Raw genomic sequence first — 17,402 nt, 5'->3', positions numbered from 1 at the left:
GCAATCATTCGGTGTCCGTGCCCCGGCGCGGACCCGCCGTCTTCGCGGCGAAAGGATCCAAAAATGACCTATAACGTCAAGCTTTCCGGCGTCATGCCAGCTCTGGTCACCCCCTTCGATGCCAATAACCGGATCGACTTTGCAGCCTTTGAAAAACTGCTGACGGCACCGTAAACTTAATGCACAAGTCTCGTTGATGTGCGATTGGGCCGGATGACCAACACCAACAGTTCTTGTATCTATCGCCGCCACCGCTTCCCGCCGGATGTGATCGCAAATGCGGTCTGGCTGTTTTTTCGCTTCCCACTTAGCTTGCGCATGGTCGAAGACCTGTTGGCAGAACGCGGTATCATCGTGTCACACCAAACGATCCGCATGTGGGCGGAGAAATTCGGGCGTCAGTTTGCCGGAACAATCAGGCGCCGCTCAGCTGGGCAGTTTGGTGGTAAATGGCACCTCGACGAGGTCGTTATCGTGATCCAGGGTAAGAAACACTGGCTTTGGCGAGCGGTTGACCAAGACGGATTTGTCCTTGATGTGCTGGTGCAGAGCCGACGCAACACCAAAGCAGCCAGGCGGTTGATGCGAAAGCTGCTCAAGCGGCAGGGAATTGTCCCGCGCGTCATGATCACTGATAAACTGCGCTCGTACGGGGCGGCGAAGCGGAGGACCATGCCGAGTGTCGAGCATCGATCACATAAGTGCTTGAACAACCGGGCTGAAAATTCCCACCAGCCAACGCGACAACGAGAGAAGGTGATGAAGAGGTTCAAATCAGCAGAGCACCTGCAACGCTTCGTATCCATCCACGACCCAATAGCCAATCTGTTCCATCTGCCCCGCCACGAAATGACATCAGCCGACTTTCGGGAAATGCGGTCTCTTGCTGTGCAAACCTGGCGCGAAATCGCACAGGTCTCAGCAGCCTAATCGCAAAGTCAGTGGAATTCGCTGACCTGTGACGGTTAAGTTTACGGTGCCGACGTGACGATCTGGGTTTCTGATGATGTGGTGCAGAAATGGAGATCGCCGCGCCGCAAGACACGCGGCGGTCAGTCGCGGTACTCTGATTTGGCTATCGAGATCTGCCTCACTCTGCGCGTCGTGTTTCGACTCCCGCTCAGGCAAACTCAGGGCTTTGTGCGGTCGCTTGCCAAGCTGATGGGCATGGCCCTTGTGGTGCCGGACTTCTCGACCTTGTCGCGGCGCGGTAAAGGGCTGAAGCTCCACCAAAACCGGCGAGCTGCGAGCAAACCAACCACACTCATTGTGGACAGCGCGGGTCTGAAAGTGCATGGCGGCAACGACTGGCATGAAGAGAAGCACGGCACCAAGAAGGCTCGCAAAACATGGCGCAAGCTCCACATCGCCTTCGATCCGGAAACGGGTGAAATCGCCGCGATTGAGTTGACCACTAAACATGTGGGCGATGAAACGGCACTGCCAGCTTTGCTAACAGACATGGATGCCGATGTGAGCCGGTTTCTGGCGGATGGTGCCTATGACGGCCAGGGCGTGGCAGACTGCCTGATCGAGAAGTTCGGGCATGAAGTTGAGATCATTATTCCTCCGCCGAAAAACGCGGTTCACGGCAAGAATGCACAACGCAACCACCACATCGACGTCATCGCTCAAAATGGTAGAATGAGCTGGCAAACGAAGACGGGATACAACCAGAGATCACGGGTCGAAGCCCAGATCGGAAGATGGAAACAAGCTATCGGCGACCGGCTGCAAGCGCGCGACTTTGACAATCAAATTGCCGAAGTGAAAATGGCATCAAAGGCGCTCAACAGCATGACTGGTCTCGGTCGTGCGGTGTATGAGCGCGTCGTCTGAAGTGATGGGGTAAGGGGCCAATCCGCCCCAATTCTGATCCATGCAACACGGTCGCCGAAAGCCAGGAACTTTTCCACACATCACAAACGTTCGTTTGTGAAACATGCTGATCGGATACGCGCGCGTCTCAAAAGCCGATGGCAGCCAGTCGCTTGACCTGCAAAAGGGCGCTCTGGTCGAGGCGGGCGTCGATGAAAAGCAAATCTACTCCGATCAGGCCTCGGGTAAGAAAGACGACCGCCCAGGCCTCGAAGCTTGCCTGAAGGCCTTGCGAGAAGGCGATGTCCTTGTCATTTGGAAGTTGGACAGGATGGGCCGCAGTCTGAACCATCTGGTGAAAACAACCACCCTACTGTCAGAGCGCGGTATCGGCCTGAAGGTGCTTACAGGCCAAGGGGCACAGATCGACACAACCACCGCAGCCGGTAGGTTATCATTTGGAATCTTTGCCGCGCTTGCTGAGTTCGAGAGCGAGTTGACTCGGGAACGCACCATGGCTGGGCTGCAAGCCGCCCGTGCTCGAGGTCGCAAAGGCGGACGAAAGTTCGCACTCACCAAAGCTCAGGTCCGGATGGCACAGGCCGCAATGGCCAACCGGGACACATCCGTTTCAGAGCTGTGCAGTGAACTGGGCGTGAAACCCGTCACCCTGTACCGATACGTCGATCCCAAAGGCAACCTGCGTGACTATGGAAAACGACTGCTCGGCGCTTAAGGTGTCATTCTGCACTCAGCCGGAGCAGACCCCTTTGATAGCGCCTGCTGTTCTTACTAGGTCGCAATTCCGTTCCTATGCCCGCACGGACTGTGACTTTGCGTAGGCTTCCATCTCGACGCGGAGGATCTTTGTAAAGTCCGCCTTTTTGGTTGTCAGCAGCCGTTCGTAAAGGATGTCCGAGATTTTTCCTTTTGCAAGGTCAGCGGCAGCGGCGGCTCCAACCACCTGACCACTTTTCTGTCCCAGTTTTTTGGGGTTTTTAGCCATCCACTTGGATACCTCTAGTTCAACCTCCCCGCTTGAACTGAGCAATTTGCTTAAACCACCGGTCCCAAACCTTATGAAGAATTTCATCAAGGCCTGCGAGACCACCTTGTCGGGGAAATTCTTGATCCCAAGCGAAAAGGCGGCCAGATCTTTCTTTGCCAGTTCTTTGGCAAGAATGGCGGCTTCTTTTTCCAGTACGCGTGACACGACCCTGCTCTGAGACAGGCGGACGACTTGAGCCGAGATCATCGGTCGTGACGCGAGCGCGCTCAAAAGCGGCTTAGCCGCGTATTTCGCAATTCCGCCTGCAATCGCCGAGCCTGCGGCGCCCGCGAGGGCGTTTGTCATAGTCCGCGTGGCGATCTCACCAGCTGAACGCTGCTTCAATCCTGAGTCCCATCGACCCAATGCGTCGGCTCCGTCAAATGCAAGATTGACCCCTGCGCTTGAGAGCCCCCCGACAAGTGCCGCTGCCGGAAGACTGGCGGGGGCCGTGATGGTGACGGCTACAACCGTACCGCAGAATATTCCCGCTTCCTTGACCACTTTGAGACCCGCGACGGTGCTCTCGGCCGTTCCGATTAGCCCCCCAACCCATTTGTGAACATCGTTGGTATAGGCTGTGATTTCTTTGTCTGCCGCTTCTACATGTTTTGCGAAAACACCGTATTTTCGGCCTTTCGTTGTTTGGGCGAGCTGCTTGATTGCGTTGGTGGCAAGTTTTCTTGTTCGTTTCGGCTCGCTTGCCGATGAAAATGTCTCGACGACGGATGACACGAACCACTGATCGTCATTGATCTTGCGCTGGGTATCGTGCCGGCCAATAGCATAATCGTATTTCAGCCGAATAGCGGTAAGGGCGCGATCCATCGTCTTGTGAACGTTCGTCAGATAGGTCCTGTAGTCTTTCTCGTTCAGGACCATCTGCCCTTTCGGTCCGTTCACAACATAAACCTTCGCTTTTGGATCGGGGACCCAGACCACGGTTCCCTTCTTCAGGGCGGAGCCTTTCTTGAGCAGCGGCAGGACCTTCCGGTTCTGGGGATGCTTCAGAACCGCATTCGGATCCTTGATCTTGTACTGCTTGGTGACCGACTGAAGGGTATCGCTTTCATTGGCTTTGTGTTTAACCCACATGGGTAATCCTCGTTACTGAATAATAGGTTGAAATGATTCCTTCGACGCTCGGCGGTCGAAGTGTGTCTATTGAAGGAACGGATCTGGCCGGATGTTCTCAAGAGCACCGTCCCATTTTGTGAATACGGATCGGTCCAAGAAAGCGCGGGTTTAGCAAGAGACGCTCCGGCGCGTCTAAGGGACACGCCATGTGGTCGATCACCTGTTCGCCGTCTCATTCGATTGAAGTTTGCCTTTTCAGTTCACCGGCACTCCTGAAACACTGCCAAACGGTGCGAAGAACAGGTAGCGCGGGCTCTATGCGCCTTCGACAATCAAGAAGTCAGCGTCTGCATTGGCGATGCGAATATTCCGCGCGACGCCGTATTCCGGCGATTGATAACAGGCCAGTGCCGTGTCGTAGTCTTTGAACTCAACGACAACGTTGCGATCACGGGCAATTCCTTCCGGGGCGGTATAGCGACCACCGCGCACAAGAAACTTCGCTCTAAATTTCTCAAATGCTGGCCGGGCAGCGGCCAGATAGCTCGGATAAGTTTCTGTGTCTCTGATAGAAACACGAACCACCCAATATCCTTTTGACAAGATCTTATCTCCTTTTTTATGCGGTTCTTTGGGTTGAGCCAACGGCACTTATGGCGCCCTCTGCTGCTCCCTTGAGCATCTGTTCTGCAATCAGTTGGTAAGCTTGCGACCAGGCGTGATAGGTTTCTTCGGTCCATGCTTCGCCCAAGGCTTGCTCCAATGTCCAAAGCAAAGCCGAACCAACGAGATCATAGTGGTCTGCGGTCACACCATAGCCCGCATGCCGCTGGCCCAGATCTAAGATGTCCTGCAACATTGGCGTGGGGGCATGCAGGCTGGAAATAACGGTGGCCAGCGTCTGCAGCAACTTGACCTTTTGCTCTGCCATATCTGTTGTTGCGAACAATTCCGCGGCTGCGGGATCAAGCTCGAATAGCCGATCATAAAACAGGTCTGCCGCAGTCTTGGCAATCGGCACCACCTTCTGCCAAGTGTGTTGAACCAAATGAATGTCTCTGGGATCCATAATGAAAAACCTTTCTCCAGTTCCGTTCCAACGGCTGTCATTGATCCTCCTGTTGATTGTTTAGGGCTTTTTCCGACTCAGAAAAAATGAATAATGAAGATGGTTATGTTCTCGAAATGAGATTAATGGATCTGCAGGAACTCAGAATTTTTGTCGCCGTTGTACAGGAAGGTGGCATTACAAAAGCGGCGCTGCGCCTGAACCGGGTGCAGTCCAACGTGACCACCCGCGTTCGTCAGCTCGAGGATCGCCTGCAGGTCACCCTGTTTCACCGGGAGGGCAAGAAACTCATCCTGAGCGATGCCGGCCGTACGCTCTACGACTATGCGCAACGTCTGCTTGCCTTGGCAAACGAGGCAGAGGCGGCGTTACAAGAGGACGAGCCGCGAGGTCTGTTCCGTCTTGGCTCAATGGAAAGCACCGCTGCCGTGCGGCTACCGGAGCCGCTGTCTATCTTTTCCCAGAAGTATCCAAAAGTCATTCTGGAGATGCGTACAGGTAATCCGGTGCTTTTGGCCAAAGCCCTTCTGGCCGGTGAGATTGATGCGGCCCTTGTCGCCGAGCCAGTGGCTGAGGCCAAATTCGACTCGATCGTGGCTTTCGAGGAAGAGCCGGTGATCGTGACCGCGCAGAACCATCCACCGATTGGCGATGATGAAGACGTGCCGGCGACCGTCCTTGTATTCGAGAACGGCTGCCCGCACCGTCGTCGCCTCGAAGAGTGGTATGCAGAGCGCAAGGAAGTCCCGCGCAGAACGATCGAGCTCGGATCCTACCACGCCATGTTGGGATGCGTTTTGACAGGCATGGGCGCAGCACTTGTCCCACGCAGCGTGATTTCGACATTTCCGGAAAGCAAACGCTTGCAAATTCACCGGCTGCCCAAGGCCAGGCAAAAACTGAGAACATATATGATCTGGCCGAAGGGTCTCTGCTCTCCCAAAGTCGCAGCTCTCAAACGCATTCTGATGGCGGACAAAAGCGCCCACTAGGGCTCTGTCGGACTGTGTTGCAGGGATCGGTCGCTCAAAGTATTCTCAGCGTTTTCTGTGACGTGAGCGACGGTCGATGCCCCACAAATTCAATGATGCCCGTCGCGACAAGTTTCCCAAAGCTAAGTACCGGGTCTCGAACTGCTCGGAATACAATGAAAGTCTCCGGCGTCGAGGTGACGTGACGATCTGGGTTTCTGATGATGTGGTGCAGAAATGGAGATCGCCGCGCCGCAAGACACGCGGCGGTCAGTCGCGGTACTCTGATTTGGCTATCGAGATCTGCCTCACTCTGCGCGTCGTGTTTCGGCTCCCGCTCAGGCAAACTCAGGGCTTTGTGCGGTCGACTGCCAAGCTGATGGGCATGGCCCTTGTGGTGCCGGACTTCTCGTTCTTGTCGCGGCGCGGTAAGGGGTTGAAGATCACCCCAAACCGGAGCGTTTCAGACAAGTCTATCACCCTCATCGTGGACAGCACGGGACTGAAAGTGCATGGCGGCAACGGCTGGCATGAAGAAAAACACGGCACCAAGAAAGCCCGCAAAACATGGCGTAAGCTCCACATCGGACTCGACCCGGAAACTGGCGATATCGTTGCCTCGAAGTTGACCACGGAGCATGTGGGCGATGAAACGGCGCTGCCTGAGCTACTCACTGACATGGATGCTGATGTGAGCCGGTTTCTAGCGGATGGTGCCTATGACGGCCAGGGGGTGGCAGACTGCCTGATTGGAAAGTTCGGGCGCGGGGTTGAGGTCATTATCCCTCCGCCGAAGAACGCAGCTCACGGCGAGAATGCACAGCGCAATCACCACATCGATGCCATCGCTCAACATGGCAGAATGAGCTGGCAAACGAAGACGGGATACAACGAGAGATCGCGGATTGAGGCCCAGATCGGCAGATGGAAACAGGTCATCGGCGATCGCCTGCAAGCGCGTGACTTCGACAATCAAATAGCTGAGGTGAAAATAGCATCAAAGGCGCTCAACCGCATGACTGGTCTCGGTCGTGCGGCGTATGAACGTGTCTTCTGAAGTGATGGAGTATGGGGCAAATTCGCCTCAATTCTGATCCATGCAAGACGGTCCCAGATTTCTAAAAATGCCCGATCTGACATCCAACCCTCCCCCAAAAGGGAGCAGTCTCCGGCAGTACATATCAACCGTCAATCACAATACCTGTTCATGCCTTGTTCCAAACTATGCCCAAATTTGCAGCTTCGGGCCAGTTAGGCCATATAGCGACTGAACTGCGTCCGAGACAGCTTCTTGCGAAATACAACCGATCCATCTCTGGCAGCCCCGTGCAAATGAAAAACGCGCTTGGCCAACCTCTCATTGATCGCCAGGCGATCAACTGCCGGTCAGTGATCGACCCCAATTAGTGTAACATCGTCCTTGGATACCCTTCTCGTTGCTTGGTGATACTTCATCATTCTGGCACATTGCGATGCCGTAGAGCGGGGGTATCCACTCAATCACAGTCGCGACAGATCCATTTTAGGTCCTTGCGTATTCAAAGTCAGCCCAAACTCTTTCCAGTATTTCGATGTTGAAATCAGGTTCCCTGGCCGGGCCAAGGACGATTGCTTCGCTGGTAATAACGGTTCTGATCGCGTTCTCGAGTGTGGGGAAAATCTCGGCGGGTATTACCAATGCACCGTGGCGGTCTGCGTGAATCAGGTCATTCTGAGATACGCGCATTCCCAAGATGTCCACCTGTGCGCCGATATCTACTGTGTGGACATAGCCATGGCTTGGTCCGACGGAGCCGGCTAGTACCGGAAAGCCCTCGTCAATGACGTCGAGATCCCGCATCACGCCGTTGGTCACTGCTCCCGCGAGCCCCAATCCCTTATGTACCGCGACATGGACCTCCCCCCACCACCCGGCGACGCAATTTGGAAAGTCGACGTCCTCGACCGCTGCAACCGCGGGCCAGGGTCCTGCTGCCATGGACCGGAAATAGTCCATGCGGCGCGCACGGATAACCTCGGGGTCCTCTTGCGGCGGAGCCAGACCCGAAATTCGGGCAGTGCGTGCAAAGCCGACCATCGCCGGTTCTCCCGGACGCGAATGCAGCATGGTGCCGCGTGTAAAGCGGTTGAAACCTCTGCGTCCTTGCGCGACCTCAATCGCATTGCAGACGGTGGGCGTGTCGACCTGGCGTAGAAGAGCCAGCAGGTCGGCGGGGATCATCTGTTCAGCCATTGCAATAGTTCCTTGTTGGTCTCTTCCGGTCGCTCCAGAACCGGCAGGTGGCCGGCGCCGTTGATCAGGGAAAGTTTCGCGCCGGGGATCAGGTCGCGCATAAGTTCGTGTCGTTGTGGCGGGCAAACGGTGTCAAGCGCCCCACACAGGACGAGCGTTGGCACGCCAACGTGCCTCAGCGTTTTCCGCTGGTCGGGGCGGGTTTTCAGTGCGCGCGACTGATCCACAAAGACCTGCGCGCCGAGTGAGGTCGCCATCTCCATACAGAGATCGAGAATTGCCTGCCGGTTCGCTACTTTGGCAAGGTATTTCGGCTTCATTTCTTCCCGCATGACCTTCCGCAGCCCACCGGCGTGTACGGTTTGGATCTGCGGCTCTCGCCCAGCGGCTACCTCCACAAGCTCTGCATTGGGGTTGGTGTCGAGCAGCGCGAGCCGGGACACCCGTTCCGGCGCCTGACGGATGACTTCCATTGCAACGATACCACCCATCGACAGCCCGGCCAAAGCGAAGCGATCCGGTGTTCGTGACAGGATGTCGGCGGCCAGACCTTGGACACTGCTGCGGCCCGTAAGAGGCATGGTCATGACCGGGTGGCCGCCAGAAAACGCTGCAACTTGCGGAGCGAAGAGCCGCCCGTCACACATCATGCCGGGTAGCAGAACAAGTGGCTCGCGCATTAGTTCAGCGGCATGGTTTTGCCCGCAGGATCGTCATTGCTGCGGATCCGGTACATGCTGACCTCTCCGGTCATCGATGGAGCGATCGATCGCGAGAGACCGGCGGGGATAAGGCAGGTATCACCGGCATTCAGGACCGTTTCTCCGCCAACCCATGTCAGCCGCCAGTTGCCGCGCATGGGCATCAGAACTTCTGCAACGTTGCACTTATAGGTGTCCGCCGAGATCGAACCACGCGTGATGAAATCGGCCTCGAATCCAGGGCGGTCCCGCAAAACAGCGTCGGGACCGATAACCTTGGCCGGTTGGCGGTCAGCCAGCGCCATCAGATCCCAGTACCGGGCGACGTAGTTGGGGATGACATCCGCTGTCGTCGGTTCGCTGCGCTTGGCAAGTTCCTCGTCAGACATCGCCGGCATTGGCGCGACGTCATAGGGAAGGCTCTCGCCTTTTTTGCTGTCATAGAGCGTGCCATTTTCACCCAGGATCAATCCGTGATCGGCGGCGTCGTCAATCACCTGTGGGGCCCAGAGTACGCCACCACCAGCGTCATCGCCCCCGAGAAAGGCCATGATCATGCCGTAGTCTTTCCCGATGTTTTCAAAACCCCGAAAGATCCCGGTCGGAATGTTGAAGATATCGCCCTCCTTTAGCAACACCTCACCCGCTGAGCCCCAGCGGCCCCAAAAGAACCGCCAGCAACCTTTGAGAACAAAAAATGCCTCGGCTGTGTTATGGTCGTGCAACGAGTTGCGGCATCTTGGCGGTTGGCCAGCAGCCCCGATGTTGAAGCCGGGCGTTTCGCGGATATGCACATGTTGGTCAGGACTTTCCGACACACCGCCGCCGATGATGGTGAAGTTCTCTTTCTGATCAGAACCGGGGGTGTGAGCATCGATGAAGGCGGCTTTGCACGGCTTCAGTTCGCCATATCGGACGATATTGCTTTCCATCTGTTGCGGGGTCATGTCAAAGCTCCGATCTGTATCAGCTGTGTTTCACGCATTGCGGGTCAGCCCCTTTGGAATGCGAGCTGAGCCGCGTATGACGAGCGCACTTTCAATCTCGATCCGGCCTGGCGACGCCGCACCATTCTCGATCATTGAGAGCAAGATGCTGACTGTGGCCTCCGCCATGCGATTGGCAGGCTGGCGAAGTGTGGTCAGATCAAATGTTTTCCAGGCGGCCATTGCGACATCGTCATAGCCAACAACCGATACATCGCCGGGTACGCTGAGGCCAAGATCCTCGCGTAGGGTCTCCAGCACAGCAAAGGCCATGTGATCATTGCCAACGAAAATCGCGTCTGGCACTCGCGGACCTGAAAATAGATTGCGCGTGGCTTCAACCGCAACGGCCCGGCGATAGTGGCAATCCACCACGTGAAAAGGCGCAAGGCCAGCCTCTTGTAATCCGGCCAGAAACCCCGCGCGTCGCTCTCGACCGTTGAGCGATTTCTGCCAACCCGCGATATGGGCGATATGCTTATGACCGCCCGCAACAAGAAACTCGGCCGCGCGCCTGCCGCCATCGAAATTCGCCGCTGTCACTGAAGCCAGCGAACGGTCCGGCTGGCCACGGTTGAACAGCACGAAAGGGATGCCGTAGTGCTGCAGACGCCCGGTCAGGGTGTTTGACATACTGACAGAGGCAAGGATGATCCCGTCGACCTGATGGGCCAGCAGGTCTTCGACAACCTCGTCGACGTCTTCGGCCATGTTTGACGCGAAAAAGGTCATGATGTGGTAGCCATGCGCGCGGAACCCGGCAGAGAGCTTTTCCAGCGCCTCGGTGTAGAATGGGTTCTTCAGATAGGCGAGCACGATACCAATGGTGCGCGACCGGCCCGTGTTTAGCGACCGGGCCAGCGTATTGGGCAGGTAGCCCAATTGCTGCGCAGCATCACGGACCCATTCTTGCTTTTCCTTAGAGACCTTGGAATTCGGAGTGAAAACGCGGCTGACGGTGGGTTGACTGACGCCCGCCAGTTTGGCCACTTCCGCTGCTGTCACCCGTGTCTTTCGCATCAGCGGAGCCATACCTGCAAAATTGGCGCGGTTGCACGGTGCGGGAAATCAATGCAGCATTTCTCAGCATCGGTCCGATAGGCACCCGATTTGTTGAGTTTGACATTCTCGATGGCCAACTCCTCAATCCTTCCAAATTCGGTTGCCGGTTTCTGGATCGAACAAGTAGAGATGCTCGGTCGACAGCGATATCCCAACGATATCGTCCTGGTTTTTTCGTAGATGCCGGTCACCGCGTGCAATCACGCGTTGCTTACCCCATTGTACCGTCAGCAAGGTGTTTTCACCGGTGTTTTCGAAGGCATAAATAGAGACATCTATGTCGCCCTCGCCGGGGTCGAACACCTTCATGTCGTCTGCGCGTACACCAAGAATGACCGCGGAACGATCTGGAATTCCCACCTGAACCAACCGAGTGCCGCCTGTTGTGATGAACATGCCGCCCTGAACCGAGCCTTTGATCAGGTTCATCGCCGGGGACCCGATGAAACCGGCCACAAACAGGTTGGCCGGGTCGTTGTAGATTTCATCAGGCGTTCCCAGTTGCTGGATCATGCCATGCTTCATGACCGCCACACGATCCGCCAGCGTCATCGCTTCGATCTGGTCATGGGTGACATAGACCGTTGTGATCTTCATCTGGCGGCTCAGGTGTTTCAGCTCTGCCCGCATCGTCACCCGAAGTTTGGCATCGAGGTTGGAAAGCGGTTCATCCATCAGGAATACCTTGGGCGTGCGCACTATGGCGCGGGCAAGGGCCACGCGCTGCCTCTGCCCGCCTGACAATGCCTTTGGCTTGCGATCCAGAAACTCGGTCAGTTCAACCTTTTCGGCAGCTTCATTCACTTTGGGCGCGATGTCCGACTTCGGTGTACCACGCACTTTCAGCGGATACGCGATGTTTTCGAAAATCGACATGTGGGGGTAGAGACCGTAGTTCTGGAACACCATCGCCACATCGCGATCTTTCGGCAGATCGTCATTGACCATGCGGTCGCCGATCCAAATCTCGCCTTCGGTTGGGTCTTCGAGCCCTGCAATCATCCGCATCGTCGTTGTCTTGCCGCAGCCCGAGGGGCCAAGCAGCACCAGAAACTCGCGATCCTGAATGGACAGCGACTGCTTGTCGACGCCGATGAAATCGCCCCAACGTTTGGTCAGGTTCTTGAGAACAACCTCGGCCATCAGCGCACCGCCCCCATTGTCATGCCTTGCACGAAGTATTTCCGGATGATCAGCGCAAGGACGAACATCGGCAGCATGATGATGATCCCCGCTGCGCTCAGTAGGTTCCAGAGATCCCCTTCCTCGCCCTTGAAGAGCGCAAGCCCGATGGGCAGCGTCACGGCGTCCTTGTTGGTGAGGATCAGCGCAAAGAGGAACTCGTTCCAGGCGATAATGAAGCAGAAGATACCAGCGGTTAGCAGGCCCGGAGCCGCCATTGGCAGGACAATGTTCACGATCACCTGCATGCGTGACGACCCGTCAACCATCGCGGCCTCTTCTGTGTCCAAGGGAATGCCGTCGATGAACCCTTTGATCATCCAAATCGCAAAAGGCATGACGATGGCGAGGTTCACCAGGATCAAGCCGAGGCGCGTGTCCAGCAACCCGATATCGCGGAACATCACAAAGAAGGGCAGGATAATGACCACGGCAGGCACGAATTGCGTGGCGAGGATCATCACCAGAATGGCCGTCTCACCCGTCAGGCGAAATCGCGAAAAGGAATAGGCTGCCAGCGTCGCGATCGGGATCGCAAAGACGACCGTGACCAGCGCCACAATGGTGGAGTTCAACAGCTTGTCGCCCAAATTGTAGGGCGCATCGAAGACAGTTCCGAAATTCTCCAAAGTGGGTGTGAAGAAAAGCTTCAACTGATAGACATCGACATGGTTTTTGAAGGCGGCCAGAAAGATCCAGAGGATCGGAACCAACATGATGAAGATGGCGATCAGGATCAGGATGATCTGGATCGCGTTGATGATCTGCCTTTTCTGCCGCCCGGTCATGATGTCTTTTTCCGGAACACGAACTTGGCATAGGCGAATGTCAGAAAGATCATCGGGATCACCATCAGCCAGGCAACGGCTGCGGAATATCCGATCTGGCCGTATTTCATGCCATTGAAATAGATGTAGTGACTCAGCGTCTGCGTGGCGGTACCAGGGCCTCCGTTCGTCAGCATGAAGATTTGGTCGAAGGTCTTGAGGCTAAAGATCGATTTCAGGATGATGACCACGGCAAGGACCGGCGCAAGTTGTGGCAAGGTCACGTCGCGAAAGACACGCCAACCCGAGGCGCCGTCCACTTGCGCCGCTTCGACCGTTTCGGGCGGGACCGACGCTAGGCCGCCGATCAAGACCAGCGTTAGAAATGGGATCCAGCCCCAGACATCCGCCATGACGCAGACCGCAAAGGCCAGTTGCGGATGAGCCAGCCAGCTTACATCTGCCAGCGGCGGGAAAACCGTGCTGAAAAAGGCGTCAAATAGTCCAAATTCAGGATTGAACATGAACCGGAACGAGACACCGATCAGTGCAGGCGACATGGCGAAAGGCAGAATCAACAACGTCTGCACACCCGAGCGCAGCTTGCCGCCGGGTGCCAGCAACATCGCCAGGCCAAGCGCCAGAAGGGTTGTCAGCGCGACGGTCAGAACGGTGTAGATCCCCGTCACCCAGACAGAATTCCAGAAGGCAGGCTCGTCAAGAAAGGCCCAAGTATAATTCTCGACGCCCAGGTAGCCTTGCGGGAAATTCGGCCTGTTCAATCGCCCTACCGTAAAAGAAAGACGGAGCGACTCGATCAAGGGCCAGATCGCGGTGGCAAAGACCACCAGAACTGCTGGCAGCACCAGCAGGTATTTCAGCGTATTGTCACGCATCACGCGTCCAATCTGATGAGGGCGGGCGCGGCTTTCATCAGCCGCACCCGAAAGACGATCACTCGATGCGACCGGCGCGTTTGAGGACGCGGTTGGATTGTTCAGCGGCCTCGGTCATCAGCGCACGGACATCACCACCGGCAGCGGCCTTGGCAATGGCCGCGGACAGGATGTCGCCAACCTCAGGCCATTCCGGGATCTGCGGCATGATGTTTGACTCCTCGAGCGAGGCCCAGGCCGCGGCCTGGATGCCATCATTGGCGGCGTTGACCTCTTCGTCCTGCAGGGACGAGATATGGGTCACCACATTGTTGACGATGGGTTTGCCCGCAACTTCGCGCTCGACCGCGTTGGCCTTGTCCATCTCGGGGTTGGAGAGCCATTTGAGGAACTCCCAGGCCGCTTCCTTGTTGTTGGAATACTCCGAGACGGAGAAGGGCATCGAGATTGCGTAGGTCTTGGTCGCTCCGTCATAAGAGGGCATGCCGGTAAAGCCGACTTGATCCTTGGTCAGCGTCGAGGAATCCGGGTTGTAGAAGCCCGAATAGGCCCACCACCAGACCGGGATCATGGCCGATTTGCCCTGCATGAAACTCTGGCGGGCATCCTGTTCGACAAAGGCGAGACTGTTGGGGTTGGTTATTCCGTGCACCGTGTGCAGCGCGATGTAATCCTCGGTGGCTTTCAGCGCCTCTTCGCTTGTCCAGGCCGCAGTCCAGTCATCGTTGAAAACATCCGCACCTGCGGCCCAAAGGAAGTTGATCCAGATAAACAGGTTCTGCCGGTTGCCGTCATTGTTGTAGTAAAGCGCAAGCGGCGCCACGTCCGGGTTGGTCTCTTTAAGGCTCTTGCCGATCTCGATCACTTCTTCCCAGCTTGTGGGCGGTTCAGCGATCAGATCCTTGCGATAGAACATGAGCTGGGGATGGGCGCGCAGTGGGAAGCCAAGCGTCTTGCCCTCGAACTGCGCGGAACGCGCAAAGGCCGCCGGATAGCGATCCATCGAGATCCCATCACGCTTCATAAGGTCGTCGATCGGCATCAGCCAATGGGCGTTGGGCGGCCCCCAGCTATCGAGGTAATTGACCACGTCAAAGGTGCCGTTGGCAGCAATGCCTTCGGCGTTAATCTTCTCCTGCAGCGATCCGAAGGGAATGAATGTCCATTCGGTTTCGATCCCAGTCAGCTCGGTGAATTCGTCATCACGCAGCATCAGCCCGTCGAACTGGGGCGTCACCACGCTTAGAATGTTGAGCTTGGAACCGGCATAGGGCTTCCCCTCTTGCAGGTTGTAGGGCATGTCGTCTGCACTTGCCGCGAGTGGCATGAGCGAGAGGGCAGCCGCCGCCATCCCAGTTTTCAAGAAACTCCGTTTGTGCATTTCCAACCTCCCCGACGATTCGTATCTGCTGACCCTAGGTTACCCGTGCTGTGAATGCGTATTCAAGACTTTTGTGAATACGCATTCTTGGACCTGGTTGCATGGATCGCAGAGCCGCAGTATCTCCGGCGTTCACTCTGACGCGAGCGACGGTCGATGCCCCACAAATTCAATGATGCCCGTCGCGACAAGTTTCCCAAAGCTAAGTACCGGGTCACGAACTGCTCGGAATACAATGAAAGTCTCCGGCGTCGAGGTGATGTGACGATCTGGATCTCTGATGATGTGGTGAAGAGCTGGAGATCGCCGCGCCGCAAGACACGCGGTGGTCAGTCCCATTACTCCAATATGGCGATCGAGATCTGTCTCACTCTACGGGCCGTGTTTCGGCTTGCCTTAAGGCAAACACAAGGCTTCATGCGGTCGATTGCCAGGCTGATGGGCATTGACGTTGTGGCGCCGGACTTCTCGACCTTGTCGCGTCGCGGTAAAGGGCTGAGGATCACCCCACACTGGCGAGCTGCAAGTAAGCCAATCACGCTCGTTGTGGACAGCTCGGGTCTGAAAGTGCATGGCGGCGACGGCTGGCATGAAGAAAAGCACGGCACCAGGAAAGCCCGCAAAACATGGCGCAAGCTCCACATCGGGCTCGACCGGGAAACTGGCGATATTGTTGCCTCGCAAGCTGACCACGGAACATGTGGGCGATGAAGCAGCGCTGCCAGACTTGATTGCTGAAATGGATGCCGATGTGAGCCGGTTTCTGGCAGATGGCGCCTATGACGGCCAAGGTATGGTTGACTGCCTGGAGGACAGGTTCGGGTCTGGGATAGAGATCCTTATCCCTCCACCGAAGACCGCGGTTCGCGGCGAGAATGCACGGCGCAATCGACACATCGCTACCATCGCTGTACACGGCCGAATGAACTGGCAAACGGAGACGGGATACAACCAACGATCACAAGTTGAAGCCCAGATCGGTAGATGGAAACGAGTTATCGGTGATTGCCTGCAAGCACGTGATTTCGACCGTCAAATAGCCGAAGCGAAGATTGCATCAAAGGGGGCGTGTTGCATGGATCGATCTGCCGAGGTACTTCCAGCGTTTTCTCTGACGAGAGCGACGGTAGATGCCATACAAATTCAATGATGCCGGTCGCGACAAGTTCCCCAAAGCAAAATACCGGGTCACGAACTGCTCGGAATACAACGAAAGTCTCCGGCGTCGAGGTGACTTGACGATCTGGGTTTCTGACGATGTGGTGAAGAATTGGGCTTCGCCACGTCGCAAGACGCGCGGCGGGCAGGCACGTTATTCCGATCTGGCAATCGAGATTTGCCTCACGCTGCGGGTCGTGTTTCGACTTCCGTTCAGGCAAACTCAGGGTTTCATGCGGTCTATTGCCAGGCTGATGGGCATGGACCTCGTGGTACCGGATTTCTCGACCTTGTCGCGACGCGGCAAGGGGCTGAGGATCGCCCAAAACCGGCGAGCTGCAAGTAAGCCGATCACCCTCATTGTGGACAGCACGGGTCTGAAAGTGCGTGGCGACAACGGCTGGCATGAAGAGAAGCACGGTGCCAAAAAGGCCCGCAAAACATGGCGCAAGCTCCACATCGCCCTCGATCCGGTAACGGGCAAAATCGCCGCGACGGAGTTGACCTCTGAACATGTGGGCGATGAAACGGCACTGTCAGCTTTGCTCACTGACATTGATGACGATGTGAGCCGGTTTCTGGCGGATGGTGCGTATGACGGCCAAGGGGTGGTTGACTGCCTGATTGAGAAGTTTGGACACGAGGTTGAGATCATTATTCCTCCGCCGAAAAACGCGGTTCACGGCAAGAACGCACAACGCAACCACCACATCGATGTCATCGCTCAAAATGGCAGAATGAACTGGCAAACGAAGACGGGATACAACGAGCGATCACGGGTCGAAGCCCAGATCGGCAGATGGAAACAAGCTATCGGCGATCGCCTGCAAGCGCGTGATTTCGACAGTCAGATCGCTGAAGCGAAAATTGCGTCAAAAACGCTCAACCGCATGACAGCTCTCGGTCGTGCGGCGTATGAGCGCGTCGTCTGAAGTGAGGGGGTAAGGGGCAAATCCGCCTCAGTCCTGATCCATGCAACACAGCCATCAGAAACCCAGATCGTCACATCGCCCCGCTGCCGGAGGCTTTCGTTGCATTCCGAGCAGTTCGTGA

At 56.3% G+C, this 17,402-nt stretch carries 19 protein-coding genes; 8 read left to right on the top strand and 11 right to left on the bottom strand.

The window, feature by feature from the left end; translation table 11 throughout:
• The first annotated feature begins 213 nt into the window (after positions 1–213).
• The 3 genes from AB1E33_RS17340 (at position 214) to AB1E33_RS17330 (ending at position 2,554) form a co-directional block, all read left to right on the top strand.
• On the top strand, positions 214–930 hold the full coding sequence (locus tag AB1E33_RS17340; protein ID WP_372578529.1) for an IS6 family transposase: 717 nt from the start codon (positions 214–216) through the stop codon (positions 928–930).
• 54 nt (positions 931–984) lie between these two features.
• Positions 985–1,839, top strand: coding sequence for an IS5 family transposase (locus AB1E33_RS17335; protein WP_372578528.1), 855 nt, complete (start codon positions 985–987; stop codon positions 1,837–1,839).
• Positions 1,840–1,942: 103 nt separating this feature from the next.
• Positions 1,943–2,554, top strand: coding sequence for a recombinase family protein (locus AB1E33_RS17330; protein WP_372578527.1), 612 nt, complete (start codon positions 1,943–1,945; stop codon positions 2,552–2,554).
• A 75-nt stretch (positions 2,555–2,629) separates the two neighbouring features.
• Here AB1E33_RS17330 and AB1E33_RS17325 read toward each other — a convergent pair whose 3' ends face one another.
• From AB1E33_RS17325 to AB1E33_RS17315, 3 genes are all read right to left on the bottom strand, one after another.
• Positions 2,630–3,961, bottom strand: coding sequence for a hypothetical protein (locus tag AB1E33_RS17325; RefSeq protein ID WP_372578526.1), 1,332 nt, complete (start codon positions 3,959–3,961; stop codon positions 2,630–2,632).
• Between the two features lie 297 nt (positions 3,962–4,258).
• Complete coding sequence (locus AB1E33_RS17320; RefSeq protein ID WP_372578525.1) at positions 4,259–4,546, bottom strand: DUF1330 domain-containing protein; 288 nt, start codon at positions 4,544–4,546, stop codon at positions 4,259–4,261.
• 16 nt (positions 4,547–4,562) lie between these two features.
• The gene (locus AB1E33_RS17315; protein ID WP_372578524.1) at positions 4,563–5,012 is read right to left on the bottom strand and encodes a globin family protein; all 450 of its coding nucleotides are present in this window, start codon (positions 5,010–5,012) and stop codon (positions 4,563–4,565) included.
• A gap of 86 nt (positions 5,013–5,098) precedes the next feature.
• Here AB1E33_RS17315 and AB1E33_RS17310 point away from each other — a divergent pair, with 86 nt between their 5' ends.
• Both AB1E33_RS17310 and AB1E33_RS17305 read left to right on the top strand, forming a co-directional pair.
• Positions 5,099–6,004 carry a LysR family transcriptional regulator gene (locus tag AB1E33_RS17310; protein WP_372578523.1) on the top strand — a complete coding sequence of 302 codons (906 nt, stop codon included), beginning with the start codon at positions 5,099–5,101 and terminating at the stop codon, positions 6,002–6,004.
• A gap of 76 nt (positions 6,005–6,080) precedes the next feature.
• On the top strand, positions 6,081–7,040 hold the full coding sequence (locus AB1E33_RS17305; protein WP_372578522.1) for an IS5 family transposase: 960 nt from the start codon (positions 6,081–6,083) through the stop codon (positions 7,038–7,040).
• Between the two features lie 465 nt (positions 7,041–7,505).
• Here AB1E33_RS17305 and AB1E33_RS17295 read toward each other — a convergent pair whose 3' ends face one another.
• The 8 genes from AB1E33_RS17295 to AB1E33_RS17260 form a co-directional block, all read right to left on the bottom strand.
• Positions 7,506–8,216, bottom strand: a complete 711-nt coding sequence (locus AB1E33_RS17295; RefSeq protein WP_372578521.1) for an RraA family protein — start codon at positions 8,214–8,216, stop codon at positions 7,506–7,508.
• A complete protein-coding gene (locus AB1E33_RS17290; protein WP_372578520.1) occupies positions 8,201–8,896 on the bottom strand; it encodes an alpha/beta fold hydrolase in 696 nt (231 codons plus the stop codon). The genes AB1E33_RS17295 and AB1E33_RS17290 overlap by 16 nt, the downstream gene beginning before the upstream one ends.
• On the bottom strand, positions 8,896–9,864 hold the full coding sequence (locus tag AB1E33_RS17285) for a cupin domain-containing protein (protein WP_372578519.1): 969 nt from the start codon (positions 9,862–9,864) through the stop codon (positions 8,896–8,898). Before AB1E33_RS17285 ends, AB1E33_RS17290 begins: the two co-directional genes overlap by 1 nt.
• A gap of 30 nt (positions 9,865–9,894) precedes the next feature.
• On the bottom strand, positions 9,895–10,923 hold the full coding sequence (locus tag AB1E33_RS17280; RefSeq protein WP_372578518.1) for a LacI family DNA-binding transcriptional regulator: 1,029 nt from the start codon (positions 10,921–10,923) through the stop codon (positions 9,895–9,897).
• 123 nt (positions 10,924–11,046) lie between these two features.
• Positions 11,047–12,108, bottom strand: a complete 1,062-nt coding sequence (locus AB1E33_RS17275; RefSeq protein WP_372578517.1) for an ABC transporter ATP-binding protein — start codon at positions 12,106–12,108, stop codon at positions 11,047–11,049.
• Entirely contained in the window at positions 12,108–12,935 is an 828-nt protein-coding gene (locus tag AB1E33_RS17270) for a carbohydrate ABC transporter permease (protein WP_372578516.1), read from the bottom strand. Before AB1E33_RS17270 ends, AB1E33_RS17275 begins: the two co-directional genes overlap by 1 nt.
• Positions 12,932–13,810, bottom strand: coding sequence for a carbohydrate ABC transporter permease (locus AB1E33_RS17265; RefSeq protein WP_372578515.1), 879 nt, complete (start codon positions 13,808–13,810; stop codon positions 12,932–12,934). Before AB1E33_RS17265 ends, AB1E33_RS17270 begins: the two co-directional genes overlap by 4 nt.
• A gap of 58 nt (positions 13,811–13,868) precedes the next feature.
• Complete coding sequence (locus AB1E33_RS17260; protein ID WP_372578514.1) at positions 13,869–15,191, bottom strand: ABC transporter substrate-binding protein; 1,323 nt, start codon at positions 15,189–15,191, stop codon at positions 13,869–13,871.
• A gap of 156 nt (positions 15,192–15,347) precedes the next feature.
• Here AB1E33_RS17260 and AB1E33_RS17255 point away from each other — a divergent pair, with 156 nt between their 5' ends.
• From AB1E33_RS17255 to AB1E33_RS17245, 3 genes are read left to right on the top strand one after another with little or no spacing between them, the layout of a single operon-like run.
• Positions 15,348–15,902 (top strand): IS5 family transposase, encoded by a 555-nt coding sequence (locus AB1E33_RS17255; RefSeq protein WP_372578513.1) that lies wholly within the window; start codon positions 15,348–15,350, stop codon positions 15,900–15,902.
• Positions 15,865–16,341 carry a transposase gene (locus tag AB1E33_RS17250; protein ID WP_372578512.1) on the top strand — a complete coding sequence of 159 codons (477 nt, stop codon included), beginning with the start codon at positions 15,865–15,867 and terminating at the stop codon, positions 16,339–16,341. Before AB1E33_RS17255 ends, AB1E33_RS17250 begins: the two co-directional genes overlap by 38 nt.
• Complete coding sequence (locus tag AB1E33_RS17245) at positions 16,322–17,281, top strand: IS5 family transposase (protein WP_372578511.1); 960 nt, start codon at positions 16,322–16,324, stop codon at positions 17,279–17,281. The genes AB1E33_RS17250 and AB1E33_RS17245 overlap by 20 nt, the downstream gene beginning before the upstream one ends.
• Positions 17,282–17,402: the final 121 nt, after the last annotated feature.

This window comes from Ruegeria hyattellae (assembly GCF_041537925.1).
In the GTDB taxonomy this organism is placed as follows: domain Bacteria; phylum Pseudomonadota; class Alphaproteobacteria; order Rhodobacterales; family Rhodobacteraceae; genus Ruegeria_C.
This window is presented reverse-complemented; position numbering and strand designations above follow the sequence as displayed.

What these genes read in the sequence shown, in the direction of transcription:
- AB1E33_RS17285 (WP_372578519.1), bottom strand. Translation starts at nt 9,864, where the DNA reads ATGACCCCGCAACAGATGGAAAGCAATATCGTCCGATATGGCGAACTG.
- AB1E33_RS17340 (WP_372578529.1), top strand. Translation starts at nt 214, where the DNA reads ATGACCAACACCAACAGTTCTTGTATCTATCGCCGCCACCGCTTCCCG.
- AB1E33_RS17265 (WP_372578515.1), bottom strand. Translation starts at nt 13,810, where the DNA reads ATGCGTGACAATACGCTGAAATACCTGCTGGTGCTGCCAGCAGTTCTG.
- AB1E33_RS17295 (WP_372578521.1), bottom strand. Translation starts at nt 8,216, where the DNA reads ATGGCTGAACAGATGATCCCCGCCGACCTGCTGGCTCTTCTACGCCAG.
- AB1E33_RS17270 (WP_372578516.1), bottom strand. Translation starts at nt 12,935, where the DNA reads ATGACCGGGCGGCAGAAAAGGCAGATCATCAACGCGATCCAGATCATC.
- AB1E33_RS17315 (WP_372578524.1), bottom strand. Translation starts at nt 5,012, where the DNA reads ATGGATCCCAGAGACATTCATTTGGTTCAACACACTTGGCAGAAGGTG.
- AB1E33_RS17245 (WP_372578511.1), top strand. Translation starts at nt 16,322, where the DNA reads ATGCCATACAAATTCAATGATGCCGGTCGCGACAAGTTCCCCAAAGCA.
- AB1E33_RS17330 (WP_372578527.1), top strand. Translation starts at nt 1,943, where the DNA reads ATGCTGATCGGATACGCGCGCGTCTCAAAAGCCGATGGCAGCCAGTCG.
- AB1E33_RS17280 (WP_372578518.1), bottom strand. Translation starts at nt 10,923, where the DNA reads ATGCGAAAGACACGGGTGACAGCAGCGGAAGTGGCCAAACTGGCGGGC.
- AB1E33_RS17290 (WP_372578520.1), bottom strand. Translation starts at nt 8,896, where the DNA reads ATGCGCGAGCCACTTGTTCTGCTACCCGGCATGATGTGTGACGGGCGG.
- AB1E33_RS17275 (WP_372578517.1), bottom strand. Translation starts at nt 12,108, where the DNA reads ATGGCCGAGGTTGTTCTCAAGAACCTGACCAAACGTTGGGGCGATTTC.
- AB1E33_RS17255 (WP_372578513.1), top strand. Translation starts at nt 15,348, where the DNA reads ATGCCCCACAAATTCAATGATGCCCGTCGCGACAAGTTTCCCAAAGCT.
- AB1E33_RS17325 (WP_372578526.1), bottom strand. Translation starts at nt 3,961, where the DNA reads ATGTGGGTTAAACACAAAGCCAATGAAAGCGATACCCTTCAGTCGGTC.
- AB1E33_RS17310 (WP_372578523.1), top strand. Translation starts at nt 5,099, where the DNA reads ATGAATAATGAAGATGGTTATGTTCTCGAAATGAGATTAATGGATCTG.
- AB1E33_RS17260 (WP_372578514.1), bottom strand. Translation starts at nt 15,191, where the DNA reads ATGCACAAACGGAGTTTCTTGAAAACTGGGATGGCGGCGGCTGCCCTC.
- AB1E33_RS17305 (WP_372578522.1), top strand. Translation starts at nt 6,081, where the DNA reads ATGCCCCACAAATTCAATGATGCCCGTCGCGACAAGTTTCCCAAAGCT.